A 25,958-nucleotide genomic window follows, 5' to 3' on the forward strand; every position below is an offset into this window, starting at 1 on the left:
AGTTCTTCGCGTGACTCAGGCCGCGCCCTTCCACCGCTCGTCGGCATCCAGGCCTCCCCTCATCCCGCTCACTCCGATTGTTCACCCATCGACCCTGTCTTTTGCCGGTGGGTGGTGCTTGCATCGAGAACATGGCAGCAACGAAACGGGTGATCGTCTTCATCCAGGAGAACAAGACGACGGACTTCTACTTTCCGACGATGGCCGCCTGGGGCGCGGCCGTCGCGAACAACGGAAAACTCCTGACGGCGGCCCCCAACTTCGACCAGCCGCACGACCGGAACGCGTGGGTGCACTACTCGATGGGCGATTACCCCGCAGAGGTCGCCCAGCTCGACAACGACCTTCTCATCCCGTTCTACAGCTGGCTGGCCAAGCAGTTCGTGTTCGCGGACCACCAGTTCGGGCCCGGATCGAACTCGACCCCCGGTCACATGCTCGCCATCGGCGGCCAGATGCCGACGCTCAAGAACCCGCCATTCGTCGGCGCGCACCCGGTCTGGAACCTGCCGTCGATCTTCTCCGTCGCCGAGGCCGCCGGAGTCTCGTGGGGTGCGTTCCCCGACCAGAGCGGGTATCCGGTCAAGTTCTACACGACGCTGACGCAGGCGCCGGGCAACGGCAATGTGCACCCGCCCACCCAGTTCATCCCGATGGCCAAGGGCGGCACGCTGCCACAGGTGTGCTACGTGTGGTCGCCCTTGGGCTATGACGAGCATCCGCCTGCCGTCAGCGCACCCGACTACATCACGAAGGGACACGATCTGGTGTGGCAGCGCGTGCAAGCGGTGATCGACGGTGGCGGTTGGGACGAGACGACGTTCATCCTGACCTGGGACGACTGGGGTGGCTACGCGGATTCCGTGCCGACGCCGTCCATCGAGACGGCTCCGGATGCGCTCCACCCCGACGGATTCCAGGTCATCGGCGGCTCGCGCATCCCGCTGATCATGTTCGGCGGGGCCGTCGAGCAGGCGATCGACCCGGAGTGGCATTCGCACGCGTCCATCCCGAAGACGATCATCGAACTGCTCGGGCTCGGGCCGATGGGCGTCGAGCGGGTCGACAGCGCGCCATCCCTCGCGCACCACGTGGATGCGTCGCTCAGCCGACCCGTTCCGCCGGCGCCGGGCACCGCCATCGTTCAACCGACCGCACCTTCGCCCACGCCGAAGCCGGTGGCACCGCAGCCCTGGCCGGGGTCGCTCAACACCCCGCTGCCGCCACTGGTCACGCTCGACGGGAGTTCGCTGCCCGCGCCGACCGACGGCAAGGTCAACAAGAACCCGCCGAAGCCGCCGCCCACGCCGTGAGGCTGCGACCGGACGAGGCTCGACGAGCTGCCCTGTGGGGACCGTCGAACCGGGTCAGTCCTTGAGCGTCGTGCCCTGCGCGTTGCCGAAGTCGATGTGCAGGTGATTGCAGGTGTCGTCGAACGCCACGAAGTTCGCGAGGCTCAATGAGGAGCGGCACTCGGACTGGCCGACATTCGTCTGCGATGGCACGATCGGGTCGAGCGCCTGGATCAGCTTCACCGATTGTGCGTCTCCCCCGGAGAGCGACTGACCGTCGAGCAGGAAGAAGTCGACCGCGTGGCCGCCACCATTGGCGTAGTGCGAGGATGCGCTGCCCGCGCCCTCGATCTGCCCGGTGCAGCGCCGGTTGATGTCGCTGACGCCGACGGTCGTGAAGGTCTTGAGCGCCACGTCGATCGTCTGCAGCACGCGATAGTCGATGCCGCAGTTGGGAACGACCCGGCCTTCGGCGAGGTACTGGATCTCGGGGATGTGGTTGGGAACCGAACCGGTCAGCCTGCCCTGCGCCACCGCGGTCATCAGCTTCTGGGCGAGCGCCTGCACGGTCGGTGAGACGGTCACACCGGTCGTCGAGTCGAGCAGCAGCGGATTCTCCATCACGGTGTAGCCGTCACGCGTGGCGGTGGGACCTGCTGCGCCACCGCCGGCGAGAGTCTGGACGGCGACGTTCGCCGAGCTCTGCAGCGATGCATCCGAAGGCGCGGCATAGGCGGGTAGGGCGGCCGTTCCCATCAGCCCGCTCGCCGCCAGCACGACACCGATCTTCGCCCAGGTGCGCCGAACACGAGCGCGCGCGGACAGTTCGGCCCCACGGGCGCGATGAGCGTGGAGGTTCTTCGTCGGGGCAAGCGGCGGTCGTCTCACCGGGCGGGTGCGACGTGCGACGGCCTCGGCTGCGTCAGCGCTCACGGTCGGGGCGGCGGGATGCTCGACAGGTACGACGGTCGCGATCGGGTCAGCGGATTCGAGCGGCTCAGCGGGCGCGAGCGGCGCTACGGGCGCGATCAGCGCCGCGGGGGCAGCGGGCGCGAGCGGTGCCGCGGGGGCAGCGGGCGCGAGCGGTGCCGCGGGGGCAGCGGGCGCGACCGGAGCAGCGACTTCGATCGGGGCAGCCCAGTCGATCGGCGAGGCGGGGACGATCGCATCGACGGCGCCGGTGGCGGCCCGTTCGAATTCGCGACGGGCGCGACGCGACGTGAAGATCTGGTCTGTGGGAGGGTTCGACTCGACAGGCGCGAGGGGTGCCGACTGCTGCGGGTCCCCCCCGAACGTGATCGAGCGCGTCACACAGTACCTTTCGCAATGACGCGAACAGTCGGATCACGTCGATTCTCAGGCCCGACGAAAACCAACCAACCGTCGGGACACCCATCCGATGTTATGCGTTCGTTACCGGTATGTCACATCGAAATGCCCATACGAACGCATATCTCTGGAAACTCGCAGGAGCATTGCAGCCGCCTGTGTGTTTTCAGAGAAACACCCCCCGACCGATGAACCCCGCGTGAACGTTCGTCGAGCACTTCGTTGCGGCCGCCTCAGCGGGCCTCGCTCTCGCAACAATGTGAGCGGACGATTCCGCCCCCAGCCGGGGGGCATCGCGGAAAGGAAAATGACGGTGAAGACCAGACGCATAGCGGGCACGGCCACAGCGGCCGCGCTCGGCGCAGTACTACTGGCAGGGGCGGGTGTCGCGCCGGCGATGGCCGACGGATTCAAGAACCACGGCAGCCCTTCGAAGCACGTCCTCCTGATCTCCGTCGACGGACTTCACCAGAAGGACCTCGACTGGTATGTCTCGACGCATCCGGGCTCGGCACTCGCCTCGCTCGTCGACCACGGCACCAGCTACACGCGGGCGCAGACCCCGGTGCCGTCCGACTCGTTCCCGGGCCTTGTCGCGCAGGTGACCGGCGGCAACCCCGGAACGACGGGCGTGTACTACGACGACACGTTCAACCGGGCACTGCTCCCCGCCGGCACGACCGACTGCTCGACCGCGAAACCGGGCGCCGAAGTCGCCTACACGGAGGCCGCCGACATCGACACCAACGCGCTCGACGCCGGCCAGGGTCTCGCGGGCCTCCCGGGCAGCATCCTCTCGATGACCGGCAAGCCGGTCAGCCTGCTCAACCCCGCCGCCCTTCCGGTGGACCCGAAGACCTGCAAACCGGTGTATCCGCACCAGTACATCAAGGTGAACACCGTGTTCGAGGTCGCGAAGAGCGCCGGCCTGACGACCGCATGGTCCGACAAGCACCCCGCGTACGAGATCCTCAACGGCCCGTCGGGCAAGGGCGTCGACGACCTCTTCACCCCGGAGATCAACAGCCAGTCGTTCGCACCGTTCACCGGTGACTGGACGACGGACAACGCTGCGACCATCCAGTACGACGGCTACAAGGTGCAGGCTGTCGTCAACGAGATCAACGGCAAGGACCACTCGGGCACGAAGGCAGCCAGAGTCCCCGCGATCTTCGGCCTGAACTTCCAGTCCGTGTCGACCGCCGAGAAGCTGCCGACCTCCGACGGCCTCACCGGCGGCTACCTCGCGGGCGGCACCGTTCCCGGACCGCTGCTGGCCAAGGCGCTCGGCTTCATCGACGCGTCGGTCGGCTCGTTCGAGTCGGCGCTGAAAACCACGGGCAACGCGGACGACACGACCATCATCCTGTCCGCGAAGCACGGCCAGTCCCCGACCGACGCTTCGGCCCTGCGGCGCGTGCCGGACGGCGCGATCATCTCCGGGCTCAATGCGGCCTGGGCGGCGACGCACCCGGGAGCGGCCGACCTCGTCGCCTTCTCGACGGACGACGACGTGATGCAGCTCTGGCTCTCCGACCACACGCAGGCGGCCGCCCAGTTCGCGAAGAGCTACCTACTGGCTCACTCCGCGGGCGCCAACACCGTGAGCGGCACGGCCACGACCGTCTCGTCCTCCGGGCTCGCCACGGTCTACGCCGGCAGCGAGGTGGCGCACTACTTCGGAACCTCGAAGGCCGATTCGCGCATCCCGGACATCTTCGGACTCGTGCAGACCGGTGTCGTGTACACCGGGGGCACCTCGAAGATCGCTGAGCACGGCGGCGCAGCGGCGGACGACCGCTCGGTGCCGATCGTCGTCTCCGAGCCCGGCGACCGCGAGCACCGCACGGTGACGAAGCAGGTCGAGACGACCCAGATCGCCCCGACCATCCTCGAGGAGCTCGGGCTCAACCCCCGCGCCCTCCAGGCGGTGCGCATCGAAGGCACGAAAGAACTGCCCGCGCACTGAGCCGAACAGCTGTGTCGCCGCATCCTCGGGGGAGGTGCGGCGCCACACTCGTCGGCGCCGGCTGCGAGTCGGCAGTAACCCACCTACCCCGTCGCCGAAACAGGTCAGTTCGTGACGACTCGACGAAACCGGGGCGGTACTGTGATCGCATAGAGACGGTTCTGCTCGCGATTTCGCTGTTCTTCGTCGGCTTGCTGGCCGGCGAAGAGTTCGTCGTGCGCTACGGCCTGCGCGGTGCGCTGTCCGCGCTCGACGACCCATCGCACATCCGGATGCGGCAGGGGCTGATCCTCCGCCTCCGCGTTCTCGTACCGTCGCTGTTCATCCCGTCGCTGATCCTGTGCATACTTGTCGCCGTCTTCGCGGGCGGAGGCGGCCGCGTCTGGCTCGCCTGGACGGCGGTCGCCGCACTTCTGGTGTGGGCGTGCGTGACGTTCGGCGGAACCGTGCCGATCAACAGCGCCGCCATCGAGTGGGACCCGGATGCGCCCCCGGCCGACTGGACCTCCCGCGTGCGACTGTGGGAACGCCTCGACACCATCCGCTGCTGGGCGTCCGTGATCGCGTTCGCCCTCCTGATCCTGTTCGCGGCGACGCGGCTGTAGCCGGCCGAATCCGGACGTCACGGCGACGACTCGGCGAACGAGGTCAGTCGCGACGCGGGCGGGCGAAGGGGAGCGTGCCGGCTGCGAGCGGCGCGCCGGCGTCGGTGAGAGCCAGCACTCCCGTGGCGCCCTGAGCCATCGCCCAGCCGACGCCGTCGGGGCCGAGCGCGAAGACAGAGGTGGCGAGCACATCCGCGGTCGTCAGGTCGTCCGCGACGACGGTTGCGCTCGTGAGGCCGGTCGCGGGCAGTCCCGTGCGACCATCCACGATGTGCCGGCCGCGCTCGTATGCGCCTGAGGTGGCGACCGCACAGTCCGTCACGGACAGCACCGCCAACATCCGGGCGGGATCCGACGGCGACCGGATGCCGACGTTCCACGCGGCCCCATCACCCGGCGACCCGCCGACCACGACATCGCCTCCCGCGTTCAGACAGAAGTCGCTCACGCCGCAGGATAGGAGAACGCCCGCGGCCCGAGACGCCGCCCACCCTTTCACGACCCCGTCGGTGTCGAGGCGGCCATCGGATGCGCGCACCCTGAACGCACCACCTGACGCCACACGAAAGGCCTCACCGATCTCGAGCACCTCGCGCAGCTCGTCGCTGAACGCGCTCTCGCCGATGAGCCCCCGGTTGACCAGCGAGACTTCGCTGTCGTCGCGGTACACGCTGAAGCGCCGGTCCGCGTCGGCCATCATTGCGAACGCGGCGGCCGCAGCATCCGCCGATGCGCCCGCATCCGCATCCGCTGCCCTGATGTCGATGGACATCGGGATGCCCATCACGGTCTCGACGAACCTCACGACTTGTCGATGGCCGACTGGACCGACTGGGCGTAGCCGTCCGACGTGTACGTCGCGCCGGAGACGGTGTCGATCTTCGCCGACTGCGACGAGAGCACCTCCTGTTCCAGGATCGGCCCGGCCTGCTGGTTGATCTCGACGCTGCGTCCCCGGTCGTTCGGCGACTGCAGTTCGGTGACCGCCGTGATGTGCGTTCCGGTGTAGGTCAGCTGCACCTGGATCGGACCGAACGGCGTCTGCTCGACGTCCCCATTCACGGTCCTCGGCGCCGCCGCGGCAGCCGGAGCCGACGCGGTCGGCGATGCGGATGGCGCAACGGTCGACGTCGAGCTCGCGGAGGGCGTCGGCGTCGCGCTCGGGCTCGTACTCGGCGTCAGGGCAACCACGTGCGACGACGCGGTCGTCGCCTCGCCTGACCCGTAGAGGCGGAGCCCGACCGTCACCCCCATCACCGTCAGGATGACCACGAAGAGGATCGTGCCCCTCCACTTGTTGCGTCTCATGACATGCTCAGTTCTTCTCGGTGGATGAAGCGCTTGGGCACCTGCAGGGCGCGCAGCGACGCCTCGACGGTCAGCATCATCCCCTCGGGTCCGCAGAGGAAGGCCTCCCAGTTGTGGAGGTCGCGGATCATCGAAGCGAGGCCTTCGGGCGACAGGGGGTCCCAGCCCAGTTCGCTGCGCCGCCCCACCACGGGGAGCACCGTGAGGCCCGGCATCGACTGCAGCTCGCCGAGGAGCGCAAGGTCCGCGGCCGAATGCGCCCGGTAGATCAGCACGGGCATCATTCCTCGCGCCGTCAGCTCTTCGGCGAGCGCCCGGATCGGACCGATCCCCGCACCCCCGGCGACGAGCAGGATGCGGTCCCGGCTCGCCCGGTCTGCCGTGAAGTGGCCGAACGGCCCTTCGACGAAGACGAGCGTGCCCGGTGCGAGTTCGCGCAGCAACGCCGAATGGTTGCCGAGAGCGCCGACGGTGATGCGCAGACGCCCCTCGGAGGGCACACGCGACACCGAATACGGATGTGCGGTGAGCAGATGACCCCAGGAGAGGAAACGGAAGAGCAGGAAGTTCCCTGCGCGCACCCCGAGCTCGTCGAGGTGCGGGCCCCTGAACCACACGCTCGTGGTGCCCGCGTTCTCGCGGACGATCGATTCCACGCGCATCCGGTGACGCCACGCATCCAGGGTCGGCAGGATGAAACGCCAGGTGAGCACTGCAGATGCCGTCCCCAGATAGAGGAGGAGCCAGACCGCCCGGTTGGCCGGGCTCGCGATGAAGTGGCTTCCGGCGCTGAGCTGGTGCAGGAAGGTGAGGAAGATCGCGACGTAGGTGGTGAGGTGCAGCCAGTACCAGACTTCGTAGGAGAGCCGGGCGCGCAGCAGCCGCGCGCTGCTGAGCCCGACCGCGATGAACGCGGCGGCGCCGACGATCGCCGCGAGCATGTCCGGGTAGTTCTGCAGGAACGAGATGAGCTCCGACCAGGGCATCGACCGGTCGACGACCTCGCTTCCCAGCAGCATCAGGCCGATGTGGGTGACGACCAGCAGCACGACAGTCGTGCCGAGCGTGCGGTGCCAGAGGACCAGCTTGTCGAGCCCGACCGCGCGTTCGAACCAGGGGATGCGCGCGATGAGCAGCACCTGTGCGCACACCAGGTAGGCGGCGACCATGCCGACCAGTTCACCGAACGAGGTGATCAGCACGGATGGGGTCGCCGCGGCCGTCGACGGGATGCCCGCCCACCACATCCAGAGCACGACGATTCCGCCGGCCACCAGGACGATCCGGACGAACGCCGAATGGCGACGCTGCGCGCGAGCGCTCGGCTGGCGGACGCTCACGCGGCGCGGACTCGCAATCACGCTCACTCTCGCAGCTCCCATCCGCCGCCTCTTCCGAGGTCCCGTGGCTGATCATCCCAGCCGCTACCTAGCAGGATTCTGTGTCGAACCGGACGTGGGCTGCAGGTTTCCTTAGGAATTCTTAAGGATCCGTCAAGCCGACGAGTTGCGCGTTGGCCGCCCAGAGTCGCGTGGCCGCCGAGGTGTCGTTGGCGATCGGGTTCACGGTGGCCGGTTTGCGGCCCGAGAAGTAGACGCCGGAGACACCATCGACCTCGGGCGAGGAGGCGAGGTAGATCGACGTCTCAGCGCCACGCGCCGGAGACTTCATGAACGGCTTCAGCAGCGGGATCATGACCTTCCAGGCGGTGGACGAATCCTCGGCGGCGAACGACGTGCGGACCAGACCCGGATGCAGGGTGTTCGCGGTCACGCCGGTTCCTTTCAGCCGCCTGGCGAGCTCGAAGGTGAACAGGATGTCCGCCAGCTTCGACTGGTTGTACGCCGTCTGCCCGGAATAGTCGCGCTGGCCCTGCAGGTCGTCGAAGGCGATCCGTCCCATCCTCTGCGCACCCGACGACACGGTCACGATGCGGGCGGGAGCGCTCGCCTTCAAGCGATCGAGCAGCAACTCGGTGAGGAGGAAGGGAGCGAGCACATTGACCGCATATGTGTGCTCGAGCCCGTCGGCGGTGGCGTGACGGGTGGCCCAGAAGCCGCCCACGTTGTTGACCAGGACATCCAGTCGGGGGTACGCCTCCAGCACTGCGGTCGCGAGCCTGCGTACTTCGGCCTGCGACGACATGTCGGCCGGGAAGGCGTCGACGGATGCGGTGCCCACGGTCCCGGCGGATGCGGTGCCCTCGGTCGCGGCGGATGCGGTGCGTCCAGCAGCGCCGGCGGATGCGGCCGCCGCCTCGCTCGCGATCGCTGCGGCCGCCGAAGCGGTGCGTCGCGCATCCCGCCCAGTGATCCCGACGCGAGCGCCGAGCGCCGCAAGTCCGAGGGCCGTCGCGCGGCCGATGCCGCCCGTGCCGCCTGTGACCAGGACTGTCTTGCCGGCCATCGGGCCGGGAGTGTTCTCTGCCATCGCGATCTCCCCATCGGAACGTGCGGGGCGCGCTGCTCACGAGGGGCGGCCGTCTCTGTTGTGACTTCCTGCGTTCAGGGTACGCCTGCGCAGGCCTGCCGGTGCCCGAGAATGGATGCGTGATGACCGACGCGGCACGTGTGCGACAGCTCCGCGCGGCCGGCATCGGCCTGGAGGCGATCACGCTCGCGTGGAACGTCGTCGGCGTGGTGGTGCTGCTCGTACTCGTGCTGCAGAGCACCTCTGTCGCACTGGCCGGCTTCGGACTCGACAGCCTGATCGAGATCGGCGCCAGCACCGTCGTCATCTGGGAGCTCACCGGCACCGACGCTGCCCGTCAGCGAGTCGCTCTGCGGCTCATCGGCTGGGCGTTCCTCGCCCTCGCGGCCTACCTGCTCGTGCAGTCGGCCGTCGCGCTGGTCACGGCCCACCGGCCGGTGCCGGGACCGGGCGGGATCTGGTGGACCGGCGCGACAGCTGTCGTGATGTTCTCGCTCGCGGCCGGCAAATGGCGCGTCGGGCGGGCGCTGCACAATCCGGTGCTGCTCACCGAAGGTCGAGTGACGTTGATCGACGGCATCCTCGCCACCGCCGTGCTCGCGGGCCTCGAGCTGGACTACGCATTCGGATGGTGGTGGGCCGACCCGCTCGCCGGTCTCGTCATCGTCTACTACGCCATCCGCGAGGCCGTGCACATCTTCCGCGACTGAACCGCGCGCGCTTCGCCCGCGACCCAGGTGCCGCGACTACTCCTCGTGCTTGAGGGCTATCCCGATCGCGAAGAACGTGGGAGCCCAGTGCCCGATGAAGATGCCCCACCGATCGGCCTGAGCGCGCTCATCCCGCTTGCCGCGCGAGACCAGCCACGCGAGTATCGAGAGGATGATCGACGCGAACCCGGCCGCATACGCCTGCTCGCTTCGGAATCCCATGTCATGAAGGGTCGCGATCGGGTTGAACCCGGCCGCCTTCTCAATCGTTGTCTTCGCCATGACTTCACTGTCCCACCGACTACACCGGAAGAAAAGTGAATTCGGCGTGCTGTTGACGGCTACGCCGGATCGCGGTTGCCGTCGAGTTCGTTGCCGTTCTCCTTCAGGCGCTCCTGCTGACGGTAGAACTCGATCTCGCGATCCAGTTCGGCGAGCTGCTCCTCGGTCGACTTCGGACGCTCGAACCCGGTCGGGTGCGCCTGGCCGTGATGGCGTCCACCGCCCGTGTGCGTGCGCGGGGCCGGTGCCGGATATTCGCGCCCGAGTGTGAACCATAGGACGCTCCCGATGAGGGGCAGGAAGATCACCAGCAGGATCCACCCGAACTTGTGGATGTGTTTCACCTGCCATTCCGACCGCAGGATGATGTCGATCAGGGCACCGATCATGATGAGCAGAACGAGGATGGGAAGCACAGCCATGCCGCACAGCCTATTGATCGGCGGCGCATAGCAGAAGCATGAACATGCTGCCTGGCGCATGCGTCCCACGAAGTGGGGACGGCGGATGCGATGGGGAGCGCCCTAGGGTCATCGTAGACACTCACCAACGGCCGACGTGGGGAAGAATGACGGACGCAGCGGACCACGACGTCGCCTCGCGCAGCCCCGTCGCAGGTTCCCGGCCGTGGCTCCATGCCCTCGCCGTCTACGCGATCCTGGCCCTCGAAGGCTGGGTCACTGTTGTCGTGCTCTACGCGGTGCCGATCATGGACCTTGCCTGGAGCCCGTTCTTCCAGCTCGGCCAGACGGTCCTCATGGCCGGAACGCTCGGCCTGCTCGGCTGGGCGTTCAACCGCACCGGGTACCGGTGGGTGTGGTCGGGCGCCATCGGGCTCGTCATCGGTCTCATCGGGCCGAAGCTCGTCCTGATCGCGGGCCTCAGCGCCCCCTGGCTGGTGGGCCTCGCGCCTGCGCTCGCCACGCTCATCCTCTATCGCGGACGTGCCCGCGTCACCGGCATTGTGACACTGAGCATCGTGGTCACCGGCTACGTGGCCTTCGTCGTGCTCATCCTCATCGCGCTCGCCAACTGGCATTTCGTCTTCTGAGATGGCAGACGAGACGAAGTCGCTGATCGTGCCGGGCTGGTACGCGGACCCCCTTCGGGCCGACGGTCTGCGCTGGTGGAACGGCGACGCGTGGACCGAGCACGTTCGGGATGCGGCCCCGCCTCCTCCGGTCGTCCAGCCGACCTACCTGCTCCCTCCCGCTCAATCCGCGCAGCCTGCCGCGCCCGTTCAGCCCGCCTACCCCGGCGAGGTCGCCTACCCCGGCCAGCCCGGTTACCAGCCCCAGCAGTTCGTGCACCGGCCGACGAACAACTCACTCGCCTGGTGGTCCTTCGGCCTGGGCGCGCTGTCGCTCTTCCTGACGGTCAGCGTGCTCATCCACAACTCGGCCACGTTCATCGTCTCGACCTCCGGCATTCTGGCCATCATCAATGGGGTGCGGGCGATCAACCATCGGCGCCAGGGCCGTGCCACTGCGCGCGTGCTGCCGGTCCTCGGCATCGTCTTCGGCTCGATCGGCACCATCGTCATGGTGCTGAGCTTCGCCGCGGCGTTCCTTCCCCACGCGACCACCGACCCGACGATCGGGGCACAGCCGCAGCCGGGAACGCTCAATCCGCTCGGCCGCCAGCCGAAGACGCCGTTGCCCGACACCGTGCTCAATTCCTACAACGGCGTCGCGGTGACGACCGCCTCAGCCCAGGCGGTCGGCTGCCGACTGACAGACCTCCCGCTTCCGTTTCCGTCCAGCACTCTCGCGAAGACCGCGGACCGCCAGGAACAGGACCTGATGAGCTGGGACATCCAGCCGGTGTCGCAGGGGCTCGTCGCAGCGAAGAGGGCGGCAGGGACCTGGCCGTCGCTACAGGTCGACCCTGCCGACGGGCGCGTCTTCACCGCTGACTGCCGGCCCATCGGATTCATCCCCGTCGGCACGACGCTCGAATACGCGATCTCGCCGGACAGGGCCAACGCCGCCCTGCTCATCGGGGATGCGACGAACAGGCTCGCAGTCCTCTGGCGAAGCACCGACAACACGATCTACCTGGAGTGACCGGGGCCCGGGCGATCCGATAGCGCTACTTCCCGGCGACGGTCGGGATGCTCCGGTCGAGCACTGTGAGAACGAGCACCGCGACTCCGAGCCCACCGAGCACCCACGCGAGAGCGTGCAGTCCACTGTCGGTCGCGGCCTGGCCGAACGTGATCCCGATGAGGCTCGACGAGAAGATCGCACCGATGTACCCGAAGGTCCGGTAGAGCCCGGAGGCGACCGCGATCTCGTCGGCGGGGGTCTGGACGTACAGGGTCGCCTGGTTCGCGAATCCACTGAACCCGTTGGTGAAGCCGAGCAGCAGTGACATGCCGATGAGCACATACACGCTCGAGTCGCTCGTGATCAGCAGCATCACGGCCGAACTCAGCACCATCGCGACGGAGGCGAGGATCAGCGGCCAGCGCACCCAGCCGCGCGCAGACACCACCCTCGCGATCACGATGCTGAGGCCGAAGAGCGGAAGCAGGATGAGGCCGACCGCCGACGCGCTCAGGTGCGCGCTCTGCTCCATCCACTGGCTCGTCCCGTACAGGGTCGCGTAGATCCCCAGGGCGACGAGGGTCTGGCGCAGGTAGGTGCGTTGCAGCGGACGGTTGCGGGCGAGCATCCGCACGTCGATGAGCGGGCGCGACGCGCGGCGCTCCCAGAGGAACAGCGCCGCGGCGAGCACGACGATCGCGCCGAGCAGCCACCAGTTCGGGGCGGAGAGACCCGAGAGGAAGAGGAGCAGGGAGACGATCGTGCCGGCGAACAGCAGGATGCCGGGGAGGTCGAGCGAGGTCAGCAGGCCGCCGCGGTCACGGCGGGGGAGCGGGGTGTCCCGCGCGACGCCGAGCAGCGTGGCGACGAAGGTGATGAGGGCGAGCGGGATGTTGACCGCGAACAGGGCGCGCCATCCGAAGGCGCCCGCGAGGATGCCACCGAGCGGCAGCCCGAAGACGGCGGTGACCTGCGCTGCGATCGAGAAGTTGCCGAGCACGCGGCTCGGCACGCCCATCCCGACACTGTCGGCCCGCCGGCGGACCATCGCCATCGCCGTCGGGTAGGCGGCCGATGTTCCGACTCCGATGAGAGCGCGGGACAGCAGCAGGAACCCGAACGCGGGTGCCAGGGTGCCGATCACGCCGCCGGCGAACAGGATCAGGATGCCCGCCAGGAACACCCGGCGCGGCCCGAACAGGGTGGACAGCTTGCCCATCGTCGGCTGCATCACGGCGCTGCAGAGATAGAGCACGGAGATGAGGGATGCGGTCGTGCCCGGCCCCGAGTGGAAGTCGACGCCGATGCCCACGAGCCCCGTCGCGATCATCGAGCTGTTGATCGGATTCAGCGTCGAGCCGAGCAGCAGCGGCGCGGTGAACGTCCACGGGAACGGTTTGCGCCCGGCCGCGTCCCCGACCGGTTCAGTGGCGGCCTCCGTGGTCTTGCCCACGGTCATGGCGTCTCCGCGAGCCGCCGGATCAGCTCGACGCTCGAGGCGAGAGCGGCCTGTTCGTCGTCGGTGAGCCGGGTGCGGATGGCGCGGAACAGCCAGTCCTCGCGGGCGAGACGACCCGTTGCGAACAGTTCTCGTGCTTCGTCGGTGAGGTGCAGGACGGATTTGCGTCCGTCGCGCTCGTCGGGGGTGCGCGAGACCAGGCCGGCCTCCTCGAGCACCGCCACGGTCGCCGCCATCGACTGAGGCCGCACACCTTCGGCGCGGGCCAGGTCGCTGAGGGTCGCAGGTCCCCCGCGTTCCAGGCGGCCGAGCGCCGAGAGCTGCGACCGGGTGAAGTCGCCGATGGTGGCCTCCTGGCGGAGACGGCGCATCAGGCCGCCGAGCGCGACCCGGAGATCGCCGGCGAGCTCGTGCGTCGCGAGGAGGCTCACGCCGTCGGTTGCGAGCTGCGTGCGTGGGGTCATGGCTGAAACTCTACCAAACTATTCAGGCAACTGAACAGTTGGCTGAACATCCGATGGTTTGCGCCGCCCGCGTGCCATGATCGGAGATGTGACCGGGCGACTGATGCTCCTCGATACTGCGGCCCTCTACTTTCGCGGGTTCTACGGCGTGCCCGACACCGTTCGCGCACCCGACGGCAGTCCCGTCAACGCCGTGCGCGGGCTGCTCGACATCATCGCGAGACTCGTCACCGACTACGTACCGGCCCAGCTCGTCGCCTGCTGGGATGACAACTGGCGCCCGGGCTGGCGCGTCGACCTCCTCCCGAGCTACAAGGCGCATCGCGTCGCACAGGCCGTGCCCGGCGGCGTGGATGTTGAAGAAGTGCCCGAGCTGCTGGTCGCCCAGGTGCCGCTCATCCGCGAACTCCTCGGCACACTCGGTATCGCGATCGTCGGCGCCCCGGGCTACGAGGCGGACGATGTGATCGGAAGTCTCGCGACCCAGGCGACCGTCCCCGTAGACATCGTCACCAGCGACCGCGACCTTCTGCAGCTCGTCGATGACGCCAGCGACGTGCGGCTCATCTCGACGGCGAAAGGGATGAGCAACCTCGAAGTCGTGACCGACGCCGTCGTCGAAAAGAAGTACGGGATCACTTCGCGGCAGTACGCGGACTTCGCCGTGATGCGCGGCGACCCGTCCGACGGGCTCCCCGGCGTAGCGGGGGTCGGCGAGAAGACCGCCGCCGGGCTGCTCCGCGAATTCGGCGATCTCGAGGGGATCATCGAGGCCGCGGACGATGACGACGTCCCGCTGTCGCCGGCTGTGCGCGGGCGGTTGCGCGGGGCATCCGATTACCTCGCGGTCGCGCCGCGCGTCGTGGAGGTCGCCCGGGACATCACGTTCGATGAGTTCGACGCGAGCATCCGCCCCCTCGACGCGGCCGCCCTTGCTGCCGCCCACGCTCTCGGCGAGCGCTACGGGCTCGGCGGTTCTCTCGAGCGAGCCCTCCGCGCCCTCGGAAACTGACGCCGAGCACAGGAAAAGTCCCGCTTTGAGCGCCGCATAGTCCGCGTTTTCCTGTGCTCGGCAGTTGCTGCGCCCGGCCCAGCTCACACGACGAAGGGAATGAGGGCCTTTCGGTCGGGCGGGTAGTCGTCGAACGTGTCCCGGTACCAGCGATGGTTGGCCATCGCGCGGGGCGCCAGGTTGGCGAACGTGTAGAGCGCGAACGAGAAGCCGGCCAGCGACCAGGTCGCGATCGCCCATCCGGTCCATTCGACGATCTCGCCGAGGTAGTTCGGGCTGGACACGAACCGGTAGCCGCCGCCGAAAGGGATGCGGTACCCGGTCGCACCCGACCGGCGTAGACGACGGAGGATGCGGTCCGAACCGAGGTTGAGCGAGAAGCCGCCAATGAAGACGACGAGCCCGACAATGAAGCGCGGGTCGGCGAGCCACGAAGTCGGATAGGTGCCGTATTCGGAGATCCAGCGCGCGTTGACCCAGGTGTTGAGCACGTTGAAGACGATGGCCATCCCCATGACCGACACGGGCATCCTGCCGCCGCCGCGCATCAGCAACGGGTAGACGAACGCCCGCTGCACGTAGTGCACCTGCCAGAGCAGAAGGAACACGAGCGGGACCAGCTCCGCCCGGTGCGCGCCGAACAGGTAGAAGAGGAGGAACAGGAGGGATGCGGGGCTCTCCATGATCAGCCAGCCGACGCGCGCCGGCACGGTCGGCCCCCACCCGCCGCGGCCGTGCCGTCCGTAAGGGGCGACGATGAAACAGAGGCCGATGAAGGTGACCACGGCGAGCGCGATCTCGAGGTACACGAACCAGCGGTACGGGCTCTCGGCGGGCATGCCCGCAGTCTAATGAGCGGGCTCCCCGGCCCGGGAGCGACCGACGGTCGTAGGGTGGATGCGCATCCGAGGAAAGGGGCTGCACCGTGACCGAAGTTCAGGTGATCGCCCGGTACACCGTCAAGCCGGGCAACGAGGAACAGGTGCACACACTGTTGCGCGAACTCGCAGCGGCTGCGCGCACCGAACCGGGGAACCTCGCGTTCGATGTCTGCGCGCTCGTCGCCGACCCGCGCCAGGTGGTGCTGCTCGAACGCTACGTCTCCCGTGCGGCGTTCGAGGACCACCGCACTACACCGCATTTCAAGCGGCTGGTGCTCGACAGTATCGTGCCGCTGCTCGAGTCGCGCGTCGTCGAGCTCTTCGACGCCGCCGAGTAGACGACCGACCGGCGACCGGACGACCGGCGCGACCTCACATCGTGTCGAGGATTCCTGTCAGCTGGTCGAATGTCGTCATCGGGTTGACGATCGCGAACCGGGTGTTAGGGCGCCCCTGGTGCGAGCTCGGCGTGACGAAGGCCCGCTGCTCGTCGAGCAGCCGTGCCGACCAGGCAGCATAGTCCGCCCGGGTCCAGCCATCGCGTTCGAAGACGACGACGGACAGCTGCGGCTGACGCACCAGGCTCAGCCCGTCGCGCCGGTCGATCTCATCGGCGATATCGCGCGCAAGCTGAATGGATGCGCTGATCGCGTCGCGATACGCCTTCTCTCCGTAGGTCGCGAGCGAGAACCACAGCGGGAGGCCACGAGCGCGGCGGGTGAGGTGAGCCGCGTAGTCCGACGGGCTCCACTCGGTCGTCTCGGTCAGGGTGTCGAGGTACTCGGCGTGCTGCGTGTGGGCGCGCCGGCCCGTTTCGGGGTCGGCGTAGATGAGGGCGCAGGCGTCGAACGGGGCGAACAACCACTTGTGCGGGTCGACGATGACCGAGTCGGCCCGTTCGACTCCCGCGAAATGGTGGCGCGCCAGCGGGGAGAGCATGCCGGCAAGCCCGTAGGCGCCGTCGACGTGCAGCCAGAAGTCGAACTCGTCCTTGAGGGCGGCGATGGATGCGAGGTCGTCGACGATGCCGAAGTTCGTCGAGCCCGCCGTCGCGACGACGGCGAAGACTGAGGCGCCGTGCTCGGCGAGCGCCTCACGGACAGCGCCTCCCGCAAGAGCGCCGCCGTCACCCGGCGCGACCGGGACGACCTCGATGTCCATGACCCGCGCGGCCGATGCGATCGACGAGTGCGCCTCGGCGCTGCAGACCACCTTCCACCGATCCGGTCGCCCGAGACCGTCCGTTTCTGCTCGGGCGCGGGCGTGCTCGCGGGCGGCGACCAGTGCCGACAGGTTGCCGAGCGTGCCTCCCTGCACGAACACTCCGCCGGCTCCGGCCGGCAGCCCGAACTCGCCGGCCAGCCAGGCGAGCACCTCGTTCTCTGCGAAGACGGCACCCGACCCTTCGAGCCAGGAGCCGCCGTAGACAGCGCTGGCCGAGACGACGAGGTCGAAGGCGGTCGCGGCCTTCGTGGGCGCCGTCGGGATGAAGGACAGGTACTGCGGATGGTCGGTCGTGATGCAGGCGGGAGCCAGCACGTTCTCGAAGAGCTCGAGAGCCCGGGTCGCCCCGATGCCCTCTTCTACGATCGTGTTGCCTGCGAGCCGCCGGAGTTCGTATTCGGCCTGGGGCCGGTCGAGCGGGGTGTCGCTGCTCAGGATGCGCCGGCGGGAGTAGTCGAGTACCAGGTCGACGAGGCTCTCCGTCTCGGTCGAGACCGCGTGCATCCGTCTCGGTCCCGGGGCCGCGGCCTCGGACCCGTCACCGGTGTCGTCATGTCGTCCCATGAGCATCCTTTCGCCTGTGCACCGCAGCGGCGGCTACGACAGGCTCCCATATCGGAGGCCGCTACGCATAATTCGGTCTCGAAACCTGCTTGCGACGCACCATAGTTGCGCCACAAGCAGGGTCAACGCAATAAACCTATGGAAGGATGTGACCCGCCGCAGTGAAGAGCCGGTACCATTCCTGACGCGTGAGCGGGAGCTGCGACCCGTCGACCGAGTCGAGCAGGTGTGCGACCTTCGTCGTCCCCAGCACGACCTGCATGTTCGCAGGGTGCCGCGTGATCCAGGCCACAGCGATCGCCGCCGGCGCGACGTCGTAGGCAGCGGCGAGCTCGTCGATCACCAGGTTGAGCTCGGGATAGGCCTCGCGGTCGCCCAGGAACACGCCATCGAAGAACGCCTTCTGGAACGGCGACCAGGCCTGCAGGGTGATGTCGTTGAGCCGGCTGTAGTCGAGGATGCCGTTGTCGCGGTCGATCGACTGGTCGAGGCCGATCATGTTGCCTGCGATCCCCTGGGCGATGATCGGTGAGTGCGTGATGCTCAGCTGAACCTGGTTGATCGCGAGCGGCTGGCGAACCCACCGCTTCAGGAGTTCGACCTGGCCGGGTGTCTGGTTCGAGACGCCGAAGTTGCGCACCTTGCCCGCGGCGTGGAGCGCATCGAACGCCTCTGCGACCTCAGCGGGCTCGACCAGCGTGTCGGGACGGTGCAGCAGCAGCACGTCGAGATAGTCGGTGTTCAGCGCCGCGAGCGACTCGTCGACGCTGCTGAGGATGTGCTCCTTCGAGAAGTCGAAGTACCCGTCGCGGATGCCCACCTTCGACTGGATGATGACGGCCTCACGTTCTGCCGGGCTGAAGGTCACCGATTCGCCGAACCTGCGTTCGCACTGGTGGCGCTCCGTGCCGTAGATGTCGGCATGGTCGAAATAGTTGATGCCGGCGTCGCGCGCGGCGCCGACGAGAGTGCGGATCTCCTCGTCGCCGAGCTCCGAGATCCTCATCAACCCGAGGATGATGTTCGAAGCATTCAGGTCAGTCTGGGGAAGCGTCGTGGTCTTCATCCATCAATCATCCCGGATTTCTCCGCGCTTGACCTTTCCCCTGTGGACAAGGTTTATCGTCGAAGAAGGAGGTGATCCCGGTGAGGATCGGTGAGGTCGCACGCGGCGCTGGAGTGTCGACGAAGACGGTGCGCTACTACGAGTCGCTCGGGCTGTTCGAGGTCGGCAGGCTCTCGAACGGCTACCGCGACTACGATCAATGGCACGTCGAACTGGTGCGTGAGATCCAGTCGCTCCGAACACTCGGGATCGGCGCAGAGCAGACCCGGCCGTTCCTCGACTGCCTCGTCGCCGGCAACGAACGCGCCGACGACTGCGCCGAATCTGTCGCGGCCTACCGCGCGACGATCGCCGCCCTCGACACCCGCATCGCAGAGCTGCAGTCGCGGCGTCGCGCGCTCGCCGAGCTCATCGTCGACGCGTCGAGCCGCGCACGGCCGCTCTGCGAGTTCACCGCCGCCGCGACGCCGGCCGCCCCCACCGGCTTTCACTCCGACAGGAAAGAGGAACTCTGATGTCCACCATTCCCTCCGTCTCGACCGAGACCTTCGATGCAGAAGTGCTCGCCTCCGACGACACGACGCTCGTGGAGTTCTGGGCGGAATGGTGCGGGCCGTGCCGCGCCGTGACGCCGGTCCTCGAACAGCTCGCCCAGGAGCAGCATCCCGGGTTCCGTATCGTGAAGATCAACTCCGACGACAACCCGGAAGTCGCCGAGCGCTACCGCGTCCTGTCCATCCCGACGATGAAGGTGTTCAAGGGCGGCGAGGTCGTGAAGACCCTCGTCGGCGCGAAACCGTCGGCGGCGATCAAGGCAGAACTCGCTCCTTACCTCGGGTAGAGCATCCAGTCAAGGGGGGTCCGCGCCGGTCACTTCGGAGCGTACGGTCGGTGGGTCGGTTGCGGCCGAACCGGCGCGACCCTGCGCCGGCGACTGGAAGGAGGCTCGTCATGAGCCTGGGAACCGGAATTGTGCTCTTCGTGATCGGAGCGATCCTCGCGTTCGCGGTGAATGTGCAGGTCAGCTGGATCAACCTCGACCTTGTCGGCTACATCCTGATGGCAGCCGGCATCATCATGGTCATTCTCGGAATCGTTCTGATTTCACGTCGTCGCAGCTCTGTCGTCTCCTCCCGCTCCGGCGTGGACCCGGTCACCGGCGAGCGCGTCGAGCGTCAGGTGAGCAGTTCGGACGACCCGGTCGTCTGACGCACCGCCTGGCACACTCGACGGGTCTGTCGGGTCAGATCCGTTCGAGTAGCAGGTCGAGCGGCCTCGGCACCTTCTGGAGGTCGAGGCCCTCGACGAGCGCGCGTGAGTAGTGGGCCTTCCGCCCGCTGCGCACGCCCATGAACCGCCGGAACTGCTGCTGCGGCGTGCGGTCGCGCTGGAACGGCTGCTGCTGGAATGTCCGCAGCGCGCCGAGATCGCCCTGTTCGACGATGATCGCTTCGACGCGGTCGGTGCCGAGGGAGCGGATGAGTTCGTCCTCGAGGTCGGCGACGCACACGTAGAAGCCGAGGGACTCCATCCGCTGGCGATCGACCGCGTCGCCGGCGCGGTCCGTGCTGGCGCGCTCGTGGCCGGCGCGGTCCGTGCTGGCGCGCTCGTGGCCTGCGCGCTCTGGCCCCTCGCCAACGAGGCCTGCGTTCTCGAGCGCGTGCTCGAAGAAGCGCGCCTCACCCGCGTCGCAGAGGCCGGCGAGGCGCAGGTCGAGTCCCTGCGGGCCGAACTCCCGGAGGAAGCGCGCGATGCTCATCGCCCCGCCCATCGGCACGATCGCCGCGCCTTCGCGCCCGAGATCGCGACCGCGCCGGCCTGCGAGCGTCTCGATCGCGACCTGGTCGCTGACCCCCTCGACCAGGACGACCGTGCGGATGTCCCTGGTTGCGGCGACGGCGCGTGCCAGCTGGACCGCATCCGTCATGTCCTCAGCGTACTCCGGCGCGATCATCGTAATGTCTAGTTTTCTTGACATGATGTCAAAACAGGCTTACTCTCTGAATGTCAACATACTTTTACATGGAGCGAGGCTCAGCGATGTCATCCGAAGAGAGAAGCGCGTGGGTGATGGTGGTGGTCGCCACTGCCGTCTACGCGATCTACGTCGCAGTGGTGCTCAGTCAGGCATCCGGCGCACCGCTGACCACGGTCGACTACGTGCCCACGATGCTGTGGGCGATCGGGGGCTCCATCCTCGCGTCCATCGTGCTCACCATCCTGTGGTCGTTCTTCACACCGCGCGACACCGGCAAGAAGGACACCCGCGATCGCGAGATCGGCCGGTACGGCGAATACACCGGTCGCTGGGTCCTGATCGCCGGGGCCGCCGGCGCGCTCATCCTCGCTATGATCCGAGCCGACTACTTCTGGATCGCGAACATCCTCTACCTGGGCTTCGTGCTCTCCGCGATCCTGGGATCGATCGTCAAGATCGTCGCGTACCGCCGGGGGATGCCGACATGGTGAAACCGACGAGGGTCACCAACACGATCCGCGCCCTCCGCTTCCGTCACGGTGAGATGACCCAGGCGGAGCTCGCGCACCGCATCGGAGTGACCAGGCAGACCGTGATCGCCATCGAACAGGGCCGCTATTCGCCGTCGCTCGAACTGGCCTTCCAGATCGCCCTGACCTTCGGTGTGCCGCTCGACGAGGCGTTCCAATACCCGACAGAAAGAGCCTGATCATGAAGGCGATAGTCCAGCACCGCTACGGATCGGCCGACGAGCTCGCACTCGCCGACATCGACCGGCCGGCGATCGGAGACGATGAGGTGCTCATCGGCGGGCGGGCCGCCGGCGTCGACCCGAGCGTGTGGCACATCATGGAAGGCAAGCCCTACCTCATCCGAGCGGCAGGCTTCGGGATGCGCGCGCCGAAAACGGAGGTCCGTGGTTCGGATGTGGCGGGCGTCGTCGAGGCGGTCGGAGCCGCTGTTACCCGCTTCACGCCCGGCGACGAGATCTTCGGCATGTCCGCCGGGTCGTTCGCAGAATTCGCCGTCGCACGACCGGACCGGCTCGCGCTGAAACCCGCGCGGCTCACCTTCGTCGAGGCGGCCGCCATGCCGACCTCGGGCGTGACGGCGCTGCAGGCGCTCCGCGACCGAGGGTCCGTGAAGGCCGGGCAGAGGGTGCTCGTCATCGGGGCCGGAGGAGGTGTCGGATCGTTCGCCGTGCAGCTCGCCGTCGACTTCGGCGCGCACGTGACCGGAGTGTGCGGCCCGGCCAAGACCGCACTCGTCGCTTCACTCGGCGCCGAGGAGGTCATCGACTACACACGGGATGAGGTCGACAGCAAGGGCGCGCGCTTCGACCTCATCGTCGACACGGCCGGCAACCGTCCGCTGAGCATCCTGCGCCGTGCTCTCGCTCCGGGCGGCACCCTGGTCCTCGTCGGAGGTGAGGGCGGCGGCGCGCTGCTCGGTGGAATCTCCCGCAACCTGAAGGCCGGGGTCGTCGCGCCGTTCGTCGGGCAGACCCTTCGAGGGATGCTCGCGCGGGGCGACTCCGCCGATCTCGAATACCTGGCGGAACGCGCCCAGGCGGGCGCCATCACGCCGCAGGTCGAGCAGACGTTCCCGCTCGCCCACGCGGCCGACGCCGTACGCCGTCTGGCCGATGGTCACGTTGCCGGCAAACTCGTCGTCACGGTCCCGTGAGCCGGAGCAGCTAGCCGTGAGCCGGACGAGCTACAGCTAGCCGTCCAATCCCATCCGGATGCGCTTGGGCAGTGCCGAGACGATGATCGCGTGAGACTCCGCGACCAGCTCGCACACATGATCGAACTCCACGGACCCGTCGAGTCGCACGGTCACCCAATGCTTCTTGTTCATGTGGTAGCCGGGGCCGATCCCTTCCACGCTCTGGATCAGGCGGGGAACGTTCTCGGGCAGGGCCTTCACGGTGATCGACTCTCCGCCGACGGGTGTGCTGTCGATAGCGAACACCTTGCCCGCGACCTTGAAGACGCGGGCCTCCGGACCGAAAGGGTAGGTCTCCTCGGCACCGTTGAGGTCACGGATGAATGCCGTCAGATCGTCGAGCCTCACCCCTCACCCTTCGGGCGCCAGATGCCGAAGCGGTTGCCTTGCGGGTCGATCAGATGGGCGAATTCGATCTGGCCGTTGTCGACGAACGGCACGGCCACCTCGGCGCCGAGGTCGACAGCCCTGGCAAGTGCTTCGTTCACGTCGTCGACGTGAACGTAGAAGATCGCCCAGTTGCCCGCACCCATCGCGCTGGTGTCCCACAGGCCGCCCGCTTCGCCCTCGACCATGCTGTAAGCGGCAGGTGACGGCGGCCCGATCTCCCAGTCGAATAGGCCGGCGTAGAACGCCTTCGAGGCCTCTGGGTCGGGTGAACCAATTTCGAAATAGTCGACACGATTCATGCTGGAACTGTACGGCCAGCCACCGACGCTGCATAGGGCCGGGGCGGAATCGGGGGCGTGACTCGGTCGGCGGCCGCGAGTACCCTCGTCACCATGTGCAGGAACATTCACACCCTCTACAACTTCGAGCCCGCGGCCACCGCCGACGAGGTGCACGCCGCAGCGCTGCAGTTCGTACGCAAGATCAGTGGCTCGACGAAGCCGTCCAAGGCCAATGCCGAGGCGTTCGAGCGCGCCGTCGAAGAGATCGCCCACATTTCGCGCCACCTGCTCGCAGACCTAGTGACGACCGCGCCACCGAAGAACCGCGAAGAAGAGGCCCAGAAGGCGCGCGAGCGCTCCCAGCGCCGCTTCGCCGCCGCGTAGCGCGCCGCGCTCCGCGCCGCGCGCCACGCGCACGCCGCCCTCCCGCGAGCACAGGAAAGAGCTCGCCAAATCCGGTCCTAGGGGCGCTTTTTCCTGTGCTCGTCGGGCCTGTGGAGAGAAAACGAGGCGCGGCTGACGATTCGAGAAGGATGGGGGGATGCGCGCGCCCAGATCCCTCCCCGAAGAGATCGCGCGCGGTCCTTTCCGCGTCCGAGATGCCCGCGCGGCCGGGGTCTCGCGCGCACGTCTGTCGTCGCACGATCTGCAGAGGCCGTTTCACGGTGTGCGCTCCAGCGGTCTGGATCTCTCGAACCACGTGGATCGATGCCGGGCACTCCTTCCGCGACTTGAGCCAGGTCTTCATTTCAGTCACCACTCCGCAGCGTCCATCCTCGCTGTCCCGCTGCCCTATAGGTTCGCCGACGAGCCCGTTCACATCACCGTGTTCGCACCGCGGCGCGCGCCGAAGCTGCGCGGTGTCATCTCCCACGAACTGGAGCCGCGCGGCGAACGGCTCACCACGGTCGGCCAGCTGCCGGTCGTCGGCCCGGCGGACACCTGGGTGCGTCTCGCGGCCACACTCCACGAGCCCGAACTGGTCGCCGCAGGCGACTTCCTCATCACTGGAGACGAGCCGTACACAGGCGATGCGCCGCTGTGCTCGCTGGATGAACTGAGGGCGGCCGTCCGTCGGCACGTCGGGGTCCGCGGGTCGGCACGAGCGCGACATGCCCTCGAACTCATCCGCTATGGGCCGCTGTCACCCAGGGAGACGCGAGTGCGGCTCCTTCTCCAGGCTGCGGGCATGCCAGAGCCCGAGCTCAACTTCCGCGTACGTCGCGACTCTGGCGCGCTGGTGGCGATGGTCGATCTGGCCTTCGCCTTCGAACGGATCGCGGTGGAGTATCAGGGACGCCATCATCGCACGGACACGGACACGTATGAAGACGACATCCTTCGCCGGGAACGTCTCGAAGCCGAGGGGTGGGTCGTCGTCTACGTCACCGCGCGTGAACTCGATCGTCATCCCGAGCGGCTGATCCGCCGCATCCGCTCGCAGTTCGCGACCTCCGCCGATCGAGCACAGGAAAAGTCTCGCTAAATGGCGACTATGAGCGGACTATTCCTGTGCTCGCGGCCTGTGAATCGGGGTTGCGAGATAGTTTAGTAAGTGCTTTACTAAAGGATATGCTTAAGCAATCGGCGGCGGGGCTCGACCTGATGTTTCAGGCGCTTGCGGATCCGACACGGCGGGCGCTCGTCGACCGCATGACGCAAGGGCCGGCATCCGTCTCGGATCTCGCCCGGCCGTTCGCGATGACGCTCGCCGCCATCCTCCAGCACCTCCGGGTGCTCGAAGAGAGCGGACTCATCCACACCGAGAAGGAGGGCCGAGTGCGCATCTGCAGAATCGAGCCCGAAGCACTTCGCACCGTCGAGGACTGGATCACCGAACGTCGCACCACCTGGGAACGTCGACTCGACCGCCTCGGCACGCTCCTCGAAGAAGACGACTGACGGCAAACCCGGCAGCAATCCCATCGCCCAGTACCCACGACCGGAAGGACCAACCTATGACCGAACGCAAACTCACCCACAGCACGTTCACCCTCGAACGCGAATACAAGGCGTCTCCTGAGAAGGTCTTCGCCGCCTTCGCCGACCCTGCCATTAAAGCCAAGTGGTTCGAAGCGCCCAGCGAGCAGTGGCGGCACATCGGCTCGTCGCTCGACTTCCGCGAGGGCGGCCGGGAACACAGCGAGGGCCAGTTCGGCGAAGGCGGCCCGATCTCGCGTTTCGACGCCTACTACCACGAGGTCGTCGACGACCTGCGCCTCGTCTACGACTACGAGATGCGCGTCAACGGGCAGCGCCTCTCCGTCTCACTCGCCTCGATCGAACTCACCCCGACCGCCGCGGGAACCCGTCTCACGCTGACTGAGCAGGGCGTCTACTTCGACGACCTCGACAACACCGAGCAGCGCAAAGAGGGCACCATCGAACTCCTCGAGTCCCTGGCCACAGCGGTCGAGGACTGAACTGCGAAAGGCAGAAACAATGTCCACAATGATGTTCGTCAACCTCCCCGTCGAAGACCTCGCCGCGTCGCGAGCCTTCTACGCGGCCCTCGGCTACACGTTCGACGAGAACTTCTCCGGCGAGCAGAACACGACTGTCCGCATCAGCGACACCCTTTTCGTGGTGCTGCTGACCCGTCCGTACTTCGCCACTTACATCACGACCGAGGTGGCGGATGCGCATACAGCGACCGAGACCATGCTCGGCCTCACCGCTCAGACCCGCGAAGGCGTGGATGAGCTGGTCGACCGTGCCCTCGCAGCCGGAGGACGTGTCGCTCGAGAGACCCACGACTACGGGTTCATGTACACGAGGAGTTTCCTCGACCCCGACGGCCACTTCTGGGAGGTCTTCTGGATGGACCCCGCCGCCGCCCAGGACGGCCCGCCCGAACGCTTCACTGCCGCGGGCGAGCGCATCGACGCCTGAGTGCCTCTCCAGCCCATCCGCCGCGCGTTCTTCGCGAACACATAGG

The 25,958-nt window shown here is 67.6% G+C and carries 34 protein-coding genes; 19 read left to right on the plus strand and 15 right to left on the minus strand.

The annotated features are described in order from the left end of the window. Positions 1-131: 131 nt before the first annotated feature. Positions 132-1,313: an alkaline phosphatase family protein gene (locus AAYO93_RS17850; protein WP_345762525.1), complete on the plus strand. Its 1,182-nt coding sequence runs from the start codon at positions 132-134 to the stop codon at positions 1,311-1,313. Positions 1,314-1,367: 54 nt separating this feature from the next. Here AAYO93_RS17850 and AAYO93_RS17855 read toward each other — a convergent pair whose 3' ends face one another. Beyond that, the gene (locus tag AAYO93_RS17855) at positions 1,368-2,603 is read right to left on the minus strand and encodes a hypothetical protein (RefSeq protein WP_345762526.1); all 1,236 of its coding nucleotides are present in this window, start codon (positions 2,601-2,603) and stop codon (positions 1,368-1,370) included. Positions 2,604-2,934: 331 nt separating this feature from the next. Between AAYO93_RS17855 and AAYO93_RS17860 the strand changes: the two genes are divergently transcribed. Beyond that, positions 2,935-4,590: an alkaline phosphatase family protein gene (locus tag AAYO93_RS17860; RefSeq protein WP_345762527.1), complete on the plus strand. Its 1,656-nt coding sequence runs from the start codon at positions 2,935-2,937 to the stop codon at positions 4,588-4,590. Positions 4,591-4,781: 191 nt separating this feature from the next. Further along, positions 4,782-5,195, plus strand: a complete 414-nt coding sequence (locus AAYO93_RS17865; protein ID WP_345762528.1) for a DUF1772 domain-containing protein — start codon at positions 4,782-4,784, stop codon at positions 5,193-5,195. A 43-nt stretch (positions 5,196-5,238) separates the two neighbouring features. Here the strand turns inward: AAYO93_RS17865 and AAYO93_RS17870 are convergent, their stop codons facing one another. The 4 genes from AAYO93_RS17870 to AAYO93_RS17885 form a co-directional block, all read right to left on the minus strand. Further along, the gene (locus AAYO93_RS17870; protein WP_345762529.1) at positions 5,239-6,000 is read right to left on the minus strand and encodes an FAD:protein FMN transferase; all 762 of its coding nucleotides are present in this window, start codon (positions 5,998-6,000) and stop codon (positions 5,239-5,241) included. Further along, on the minus strand, positions 5,997-6,503 hold the full coding sequence (locus tag AAYO93_RS17875; RefSeq protein ID WP_345762530.1) for an FMN-binding protein: 507 nt from the start codon (positions 6,501-6,503) through the stop codon (positions 5,997-5,999). The genes AAYO93_RS17870 and AAYO93_RS17875 overlap by 4 nt, the downstream gene beginning before the upstream one ends. Continuing rightward, on the minus strand, positions 6,500-7,885 hold the full coding sequence (locus tag AAYO93_RS17880) for a ferredoxin reductase family protein (protein WP_345762531.1): 1,386 nt from the start codon (positions 7,883-7,885) through the stop codon (positions 6,500-6,502). The genes AAYO93_RS17875 and AAYO93_RS17880 overlap by 4 nt, the downstream gene beginning before the upstream one ends. A 100-nt stretch (positions 7,886-7,985) precedes the next feature. After that, entirely contained in the window at positions 7,986-8,933 is a 948-nt protein-coding gene (locus AAYO93_RS17885; RefSeq protein ID WP_345762532.1) for an SDR family oxidoreductase, read from the minus strand. Between the two features lie 122 nt (positions 8,934-9,055). On the opposite strand from AAYO93_RS17885, the gene AAYO93_RS17890 reads away from it, so the two are divergent. After that, positions 9,056-9,643 carry a cation transporter gene (locus AAYO93_RS17890; RefSeq protein ID WP_345762533.1) on the plus strand — a complete coding sequence of 196 codons (588 nt, stop codon included), beginning with the start codon at positions 9,056-9,058 and terminating at the stop codon, positions 9,641-9,643. 36 nt (positions 9,644-9,679) lie between these two features. Here AAYO93_RS17890 and AAYO93_RS17895 read toward each other — a convergent pair whose 3' ends face one another. Together AAYO93_RS17895 and AAYO93_RS17900 are read right to left on the minus strand one after the other, a co-directional pair. Then, positions 9,680-9,925 carry a hypothetical protein gene (locus AAYO93_RS17895; protein ID WP_345762534.1) on the minus strand — a complete coding sequence of 82 codons (246 nt, stop codon included), beginning with the start codon at positions 9,923-9,925 and terminating at the stop codon, positions 9,680-9,682. A 59-nt stretch (positions 9,926-9,984) separates the two neighbouring features. After that, positions 9,985-10,347 carry a PLD nuclease N-terminal domain-containing protein gene (locus AAYO93_RS17900; RefSeq protein WP_345762535.1) on the minus strand — a complete coding sequence of 121 codons (363 nt, stop codon included), beginning with the start codon at positions 10,345-10,347 and terminating at the stop codon, positions 9,985-9,987. A 146-nt stretch (positions 10,348-10,493) separates the two neighbouring features. On the opposite strand from AAYO93_RS17900, the gene AAYO93_RS17905 reads away from it, so the two are divergent. Together AAYO93_RS17905 and AAYO93_RS17910 are read left to right on the plus strand one after the other, a co-directional pair. Then, entirely contained in the window at positions 10,494-10,976 is a 483-nt protein-coding gene (locus tag AAYO93_RS17905; protein WP_345762536.1) for a hypothetical protein, read from the plus strand. Between the two features lies 1 nt (position 10,977). Continuing rightward, entirely contained in the window at positions 10,978-11,991 is a 1,014-nt protein-coding gene (locus tag AAYO93_RS17910) for a DUF2510 domain-containing protein (protein ID WP_345762537.1), read from the plus strand. A gap of 25 nt (positions 11,992-12,016) precedes the next feature. Here AAYO93_RS17910 and AAYO93_RS17915 read toward each other — a convergent pair whose 3' ends face one another. Together AAYO93_RS17915 and AAYO93_RS17920 are read right to left on the minus strand one after the other, a co-directional pair. After that, a complete protein-coding gene (locus AAYO93_RS17915) occupies positions 12,017-13,432 on the minus strand; it encodes an MFS transporter (RefSeq protein ID WP_345762538.1) in 1,416 nt (471 codons plus the stop codon). Further along, positions 13,429-13,896 carry a MarR family winged helix-turn-helix transcriptional regulator gene (locus AAYO93_RS17920; protein WP_345762539.1) on the minus strand — a complete coding sequence of 156 codons (468 nt, stop codon included), beginning with the start codon at positions 13,894-13,896 and terminating at the stop codon, positions 13,429-13,431. The genes AAYO93_RS17915 and AAYO93_RS17920 overlap by 4 nt, the downstream gene beginning before the upstream one ends. 103 nt (positions 13,897-13,999) lie before the next feature. Here AAYO93_RS17920 and AAYO93_RS17925 point away from each other — a divergent pair, with 103 nt between their 5' ends. Then, on the plus strand, positions 14,000-14,908 hold the full coding sequence (locus tag AAYO93_RS17925) for a 5'-3' exonuclease (RefSeq protein WP_345764916.1): 909 nt from the start codon (positions 14,000-14,002) through the stop codon (positions 14,906-14,908). Between the two features lie 83 nt (positions 14,909-14,991). Here AAYO93_RS17925 and AAYO93_RS17930 read toward each other — a convergent pair whose 3' ends face one another. Beyond that, positions 14,992-15,747: a 3-oxo-5-alpha-steroid 4-dehydrogenase gene (locus AAYO93_RS17930; RefSeq protein WP_345762540.1), complete on the minus strand. Its 756-nt coding sequence runs from the start codon at positions 15,745-15,747 to the stop codon at positions 14,992-14,994. A gap of 86 nt (positions 15,748-15,833) precedes the next feature. Between AAYO93_RS17930 and AAYO93_RS17935 the strand changes: the two genes are divergently transcribed. Beyond that, positions 15,834-16,127, plus strand: a complete 294-nt coding sequence (locus tag AAYO93_RS17935; RefSeq protein ID WP_345762541.1) for a putative quinol monooxygenase — start codon at positions 15,834-15,836, stop codon at positions 16,125-16,127. A gap of 34 nt (positions 16,128-16,161) precedes the next feature. Here the strand turns inward: AAYO93_RS17935 and AAYO93_RS17940 are convergent, their stop codons facing one another. Both AAYO93_RS17940 and AAYO93_RS17945 read right to left on the minus strand, forming a co-directional pair. Further along, positions 16,162-17,577: a pyridoxal phosphate-dependent decarboxylase family protein gene (locus tag AAYO93_RS17940; protein ID WP_345762542.1), complete on the minus strand. Its 1,416-nt coding sequence runs from the start codon at positions 17,575-17,577 to the stop codon at positions 16,162-16,164. 136 nt (positions 17,578-17,713) lie between these two features. After that, the gene (locus AAYO93_RS17945; protein WP_345762543.1) at positions 17,714-18,643 is read right to left on the minus strand and encodes an aldo/keto reductase; all 930 of its coding nucleotides are present in this window, start codon (positions 18,641-18,643) and stop codon (positions 17,714-17,716) included. An 80-nt stretch (positions 18,644-18,723) separates the two neighbouring features. On the opposite strand from AAYO93_RS17945, the gene AAYO93_RS17950 reads away from it, so the two are divergent. From AAYO93_RS17950 to AAYO93_RS17960, 3 genes are all read left to right on the plus strand, one after another. After that, complete coding sequence (locus AAYO93_RS17950; protein ID WP_345762544.1) at positions 18,724-19,158, plus strand: MerR family transcriptional regulator; 435 nt, start codon at positions 18,724-18,726, stop codon at positions 19,156-19,158. Next, positions 19,158-19,484, plus strand: coding sequence for a thioredoxin (gene trxA, locus AAYO93_RS17955; protein WP_345762545.1), 327 nt, complete (start codon positions 19,158-19,160; stop codon positions 19,482-19,484). Before AAYO93_RS17950 ends, trxA begins: the two co-directional genes overlap by 1 nt. 110 nt (positions 19,485-19,594) lie before the next feature. After that, positions 19,595-19,852, plus strand: a complete 258-nt coding sequence (locus tag AAYO93_RS17960; RefSeq protein WP_345762546.1) for a DUF6458 family protein — start codon at positions 19,595-19,597, stop codon at positions 19,850-19,852. Between the two features lie 34 nt (positions 19,853-19,886). Here the strand turns inward: AAYO93_RS17960 and AAYO93_RS17965 are convergent, their stop codons facing one another. Further along, positions 19,887-20,570: a TOPRIM nucleotidyl transferase/hydrolase domain-containing protein gene (locus AAYO93_RS17965; RefSeq protein ID WP_345762547.1), complete on the minus strand. Its 684-nt coding sequence runs from the start codon at positions 20,568-20,570 to the stop codon at positions 19,887-19,889. A gap of 113 nt (positions 20,571-20,683) precedes the next feature. Here AAYO93_RS17965 and AAYO93_RS17970 point away from each other — a divergent pair, with 113 nt between their 5' ends. From AAYO93_RS17970 to AAYO93_RS17980, 3 genes are read left to right on the plus strand one after another with little or no spacing between them, the layout of a single operon-like run. Beyond that, a complete protein-coding gene (locus AAYO93_RS17970) occupies positions 20,684-21,112 on the plus strand; it encodes a hypothetical protein (protein ID WP_345762548.1) in 429 nt (142 codons plus the stop codon). Continuing rightward, positions 21,106-21,330, plus strand: coding sequence for a helix-turn-helix transcriptional regulator (locus AAYO93_RS17975; RefSeq protein ID WP_345762549.1), 225 nt, complete (start codon positions 21,106-21,108; stop codon positions 21,328-21,330). The genes AAYO93_RS17970 and AAYO93_RS17975 overlap by 7 nt, the downstream gene beginning before the upstream one ends. 2 nt (positions 21,331-21,332) lie before the next feature. Beyond that, positions 21,333-22,307, plus strand: a complete 975-nt coding sequence (locus AAYO93_RS17980; RefSeq protein WP_345762550.1) for an NAD(P)-dependent alcohol dehydrogenase — start codon at positions 21,333-21,335, stop codon at positions 22,305-22,307. A 36-nt stretch (positions 22,308-22,343) separates the two neighbouring features. Here the strand turns inward: AAYO93_RS17980 and AAYO93_RS17985 are convergent, their stop codons facing one another. Next, on the minus strand, positions 22,344-22,697 hold the full coding sequence (locus tag AAYO93_RS17985; RefSeq protein ID WP_345762552.1) for an MmcQ/YjbR family DNA-binding protein: 354 nt from the start codon (positions 22,695-22,697) through the stop codon (positions 22,344-22,346). Next, a complete protein-coding gene (locus tag AAYO93_RS17990) occupies positions 22,694-23,038 on the minus strand; it encodes a VOC family protein (RefSeq protein WP_345762553.1) in 345 nt (114 codons plus the stop codon). The genes AAYO93_RS17985 and AAYO93_RS17990 overlap by 4 nt, the downstream gene beginning before the upstream one ends. A gap of 93 nt (positions 23,039-23,131) precedes the next feature. Here AAYO93_RS17990 and AAYO93_RS17995 point away from each other — a divergent pair, with 93 nt between their 5' ends. The 5 genes from AAYO93_RS17995 (at position 23,132) to AAYO93_RS18015 (ending at position 25,912) form a co-directional block, all read left to right on the plus strand. Continuing rightward, complete coding sequence (locus tag AAYO93_RS17995) at positions 23,132-23,404, plus strand: DUF2277 domain-containing protein (protein ID WP_345762554.1); 273 nt, start codon at positions 23,132-23,134, stop codon at positions 23,402-23,404. 157 nt (positions 23,405-23,561) lie between these two features. Beyond that, the gene (locus tag AAYO93_RS18000; RefSeq protein WP_345762555.1) at positions 23,562-24,506 is read left to right on the plus strand and encodes a DUF559 domain-containing protein; all 945 of its coding nucleotides are present in this window, start codon (positions 23,562-23,564) and stop codon (positions 24,504-24,506) included. An 86-nt stretch (positions 24,507-24,592) separates the two neighbouring features. Beyond that, positions 24,593-24,922, plus strand: coding sequence for an ArsR/SmtB family transcription factor (locus AAYO93_RS18005; RefSeq protein WP_345762556.1), 330 nt, complete (start codon positions 24,593-24,595; stop codon positions 24,920-24,922). A gap of 56 nt (positions 24,923-24,978) precedes the next feature. Further along, entirely contained in the window at positions 24,979-25,443 is a 465-nt protein-coding gene (locus tag AAYO93_RS18010; RefSeq protein ID WP_345762557.1) for an SRPBCC family protein, read from the plus strand. Positions 25,444-25,462: 19 nt separating this feature from the next. After that, positions 25,463-25,912 (plus strand): VOC family protein, encoded by a 450-nt coding sequence (locus tag AAYO93_RS18015; RefSeq protein ID WP_345762558.1) that lies wholly within the window; start codon positions 25,463-25,465, stop codon positions 25,910-25,912. Positions 25,913-25,958: the final 46 nt, after the last annotated feature.

Source organism: Diaminobutyricibacter sp. McL0608 (genome assembly GCF_039613825.1).
Lineage (GTDB): Bacteria > Actinomycetota > Actinomycetes > Actinomycetales > Microbacteriaceae > Diaminobutyricibacter.

Coding starts and splice junctions, on each gene's coding strand:
- AAYO93_RS17990 (WP_345762553.1), bottom strand. CDS start 23,038: ATGAATCGTGTCGACTATTTCGAAATTGGTTCACCCGACCCAGAGGCC.
- AAYO93_RS17925 (WP_345764916.1), top strand. CDS start 14,000: ATGCTCCTCGATACTGCGGCCCTCTACTTTCGCGGGTTCTACGGCGTG.
- AAYO93_RS18005 (WP_345762556.1), top strand. CDS start 24,593: ATGCTTAAGCAATCGGCGGCGGGGCTCGACCTGATGTTTCAGGCGCTT.
- AAYO93_RS17930 (WP_345762540.1), bottom strand. CDS start 15,747: ATGCCCGCCGAGAGCCCGTACCGCTGGTTCGTGTACCTCGAGATCGCG.
- AAYO93_RS17850 (WP_345762525.1), top strand. CDS start 132: ATGGCAGCAACGAAACGGGTGATCGTCTTCATCCAGGAGAACAAGACG.
- AAYO93_RS17980 (WP_345762550.1), top strand. CDS start 21,333: ATGAAGGCGATAGTCCAGCACCGCTACGGATCGGCCGACGAGCTCGCA.
- AAYO93_RS17905 (WP_345762536.1), top strand. CDS start 10,494: ATGACGGACGCAGCGGACCACGACGTCGCCTCGCGCAGCCCCGTCGCA.
- AAYO93_RS18010 (WP_345762557.1), top strand. CDS start 24,979: ATGACCGAACGCAAACTCACCCACAGCACGTTCACCCTCGAACGCGAA.
- AAYO93_RS17965 (WP_345762547.1), bottom strand. CDS start 20,570: ATGACGGATGCGGTCCAGCTGGCACGCGCCGTCGCCGCAACCAGGGAC.
- trxA (WP_345762545.1), top strand. CDS start 19,158: ATGTCCACCATTCCCTCCGTCTCGACCGAGACCTTCGATGCAGAAGTG.
- AAYO93_RS18000 (WP_345762555.1), top strand. CDS start 23,562: ATGCGCGCGCCCAGATCCCTCCCCGAAGAGATCGCGCGCGGTCCTTTC.
- AAYO93_RS17895 (WP_345762534.1), bottom strand. CDS start 9,925: ATGGCGAAGACAACGATTGAGAAGGCGGCCGGGTTCAACCCGATCGCG.
- AAYO93_RS17975 (WP_345762549.1), top strand. CDS start 21,106: ATGGTGAAACCGACGAGGGTCACCAACACGATCCGCGCCCTCCGCTTC.
- AAYO93_RS17910 (WP_345762537.1), top strand. CDS start 10,978: ATGGCAGACGAGACGAAGTCGCTGATCGTGCCGGGCTGGTACGCGGAC.
- AAYO93_RS17945 (WP_345762543.1), bottom strand. CDS start 18,643: ATGAAGACCACGACGCTTCCCCAGACTGACCTGAATGCTTCGAACATC.
- AAYO93_RS17940 (WP_345762542.1), bottom strand. CDS start 17,577: ATGGGACGACATGACGACACCGGTGACGGGTCCGAGGCCGCGGCCCCG.
- AAYO93_RS17920 (WP_345762539.1), bottom strand. CDS start 13,896: ATGACCCCACGCACGCAGCTCGCAACCGACGGCGTGAGCCTCCTCGCG.
- AAYO93_RS17890 (WP_345762533.1), top strand. CDS start 9,056: ATGACCGACGCGGCACGTGTGCGACAGCTCCGCGCGGCCGGCATCGGC.
- AAYO93_RS18015 (WP_345762558.1), top strand. CDS start 25,463: ATGTCCACAATGATGTTCGTCAACCTCCCCGTCGAAGACCTCGCCGCG.
- AAYO93_RS17995 (WP_345762554.1), top strand. CDS start 23,132: ATGTGCAGGAACATTCACACCCTCTACAACTTCGAGCCCGCGGCCACC.
- AAYO93_RS17900 (WP_345762535.1), bottom strand. CDS start 10,347: ATGGCTGTGCTTCCCATCCTCGTTCTGCTCATCATGATCGGTGCCCTG.
- AAYO93_RS17915 (WP_345762538.1), bottom strand. CDS start 13,432: ATGACCGTGGGCAAGACCACGGAGGCCGCCACTGAACCGGTCGGGGAC.
- AAYO93_RS17960 (WP_345762546.1), top strand. CDS start 19,595: ATGAGCCTGGGAACCGGAATTGTGCTCTTCGTGATCGGAGCGATCCTC.
- AAYO93_RS17885 (WP_345762532.1), bottom strand. CDS start 8,933: ATGGCAGAGAACACTCCCGGCCCGATGGCCGGCAAGACAGTCCTGGTC.
- AAYO93_RS17875 (WP_345762530.1), bottom strand. CDS start 6,503: ATGAGACGCAACAAGTGGAGGGGCACGATCCTCTTCGTGGTCATCCTG.
- AAYO93_RS17970 (WP_345762548.1), top strand. CDS start 20,684: ATGTCATCCGAAGAGAGAAGCGCGTGGGTGATGGTGGTGGTCGCCACT.
- AAYO93_RS17880 (WP_345762531.1), bottom strand. CDS start 7,885: ATGGGAGCTGCGAGAGTGAGCGTGATTGCGAGTCCGCGCCGCGTGAGC.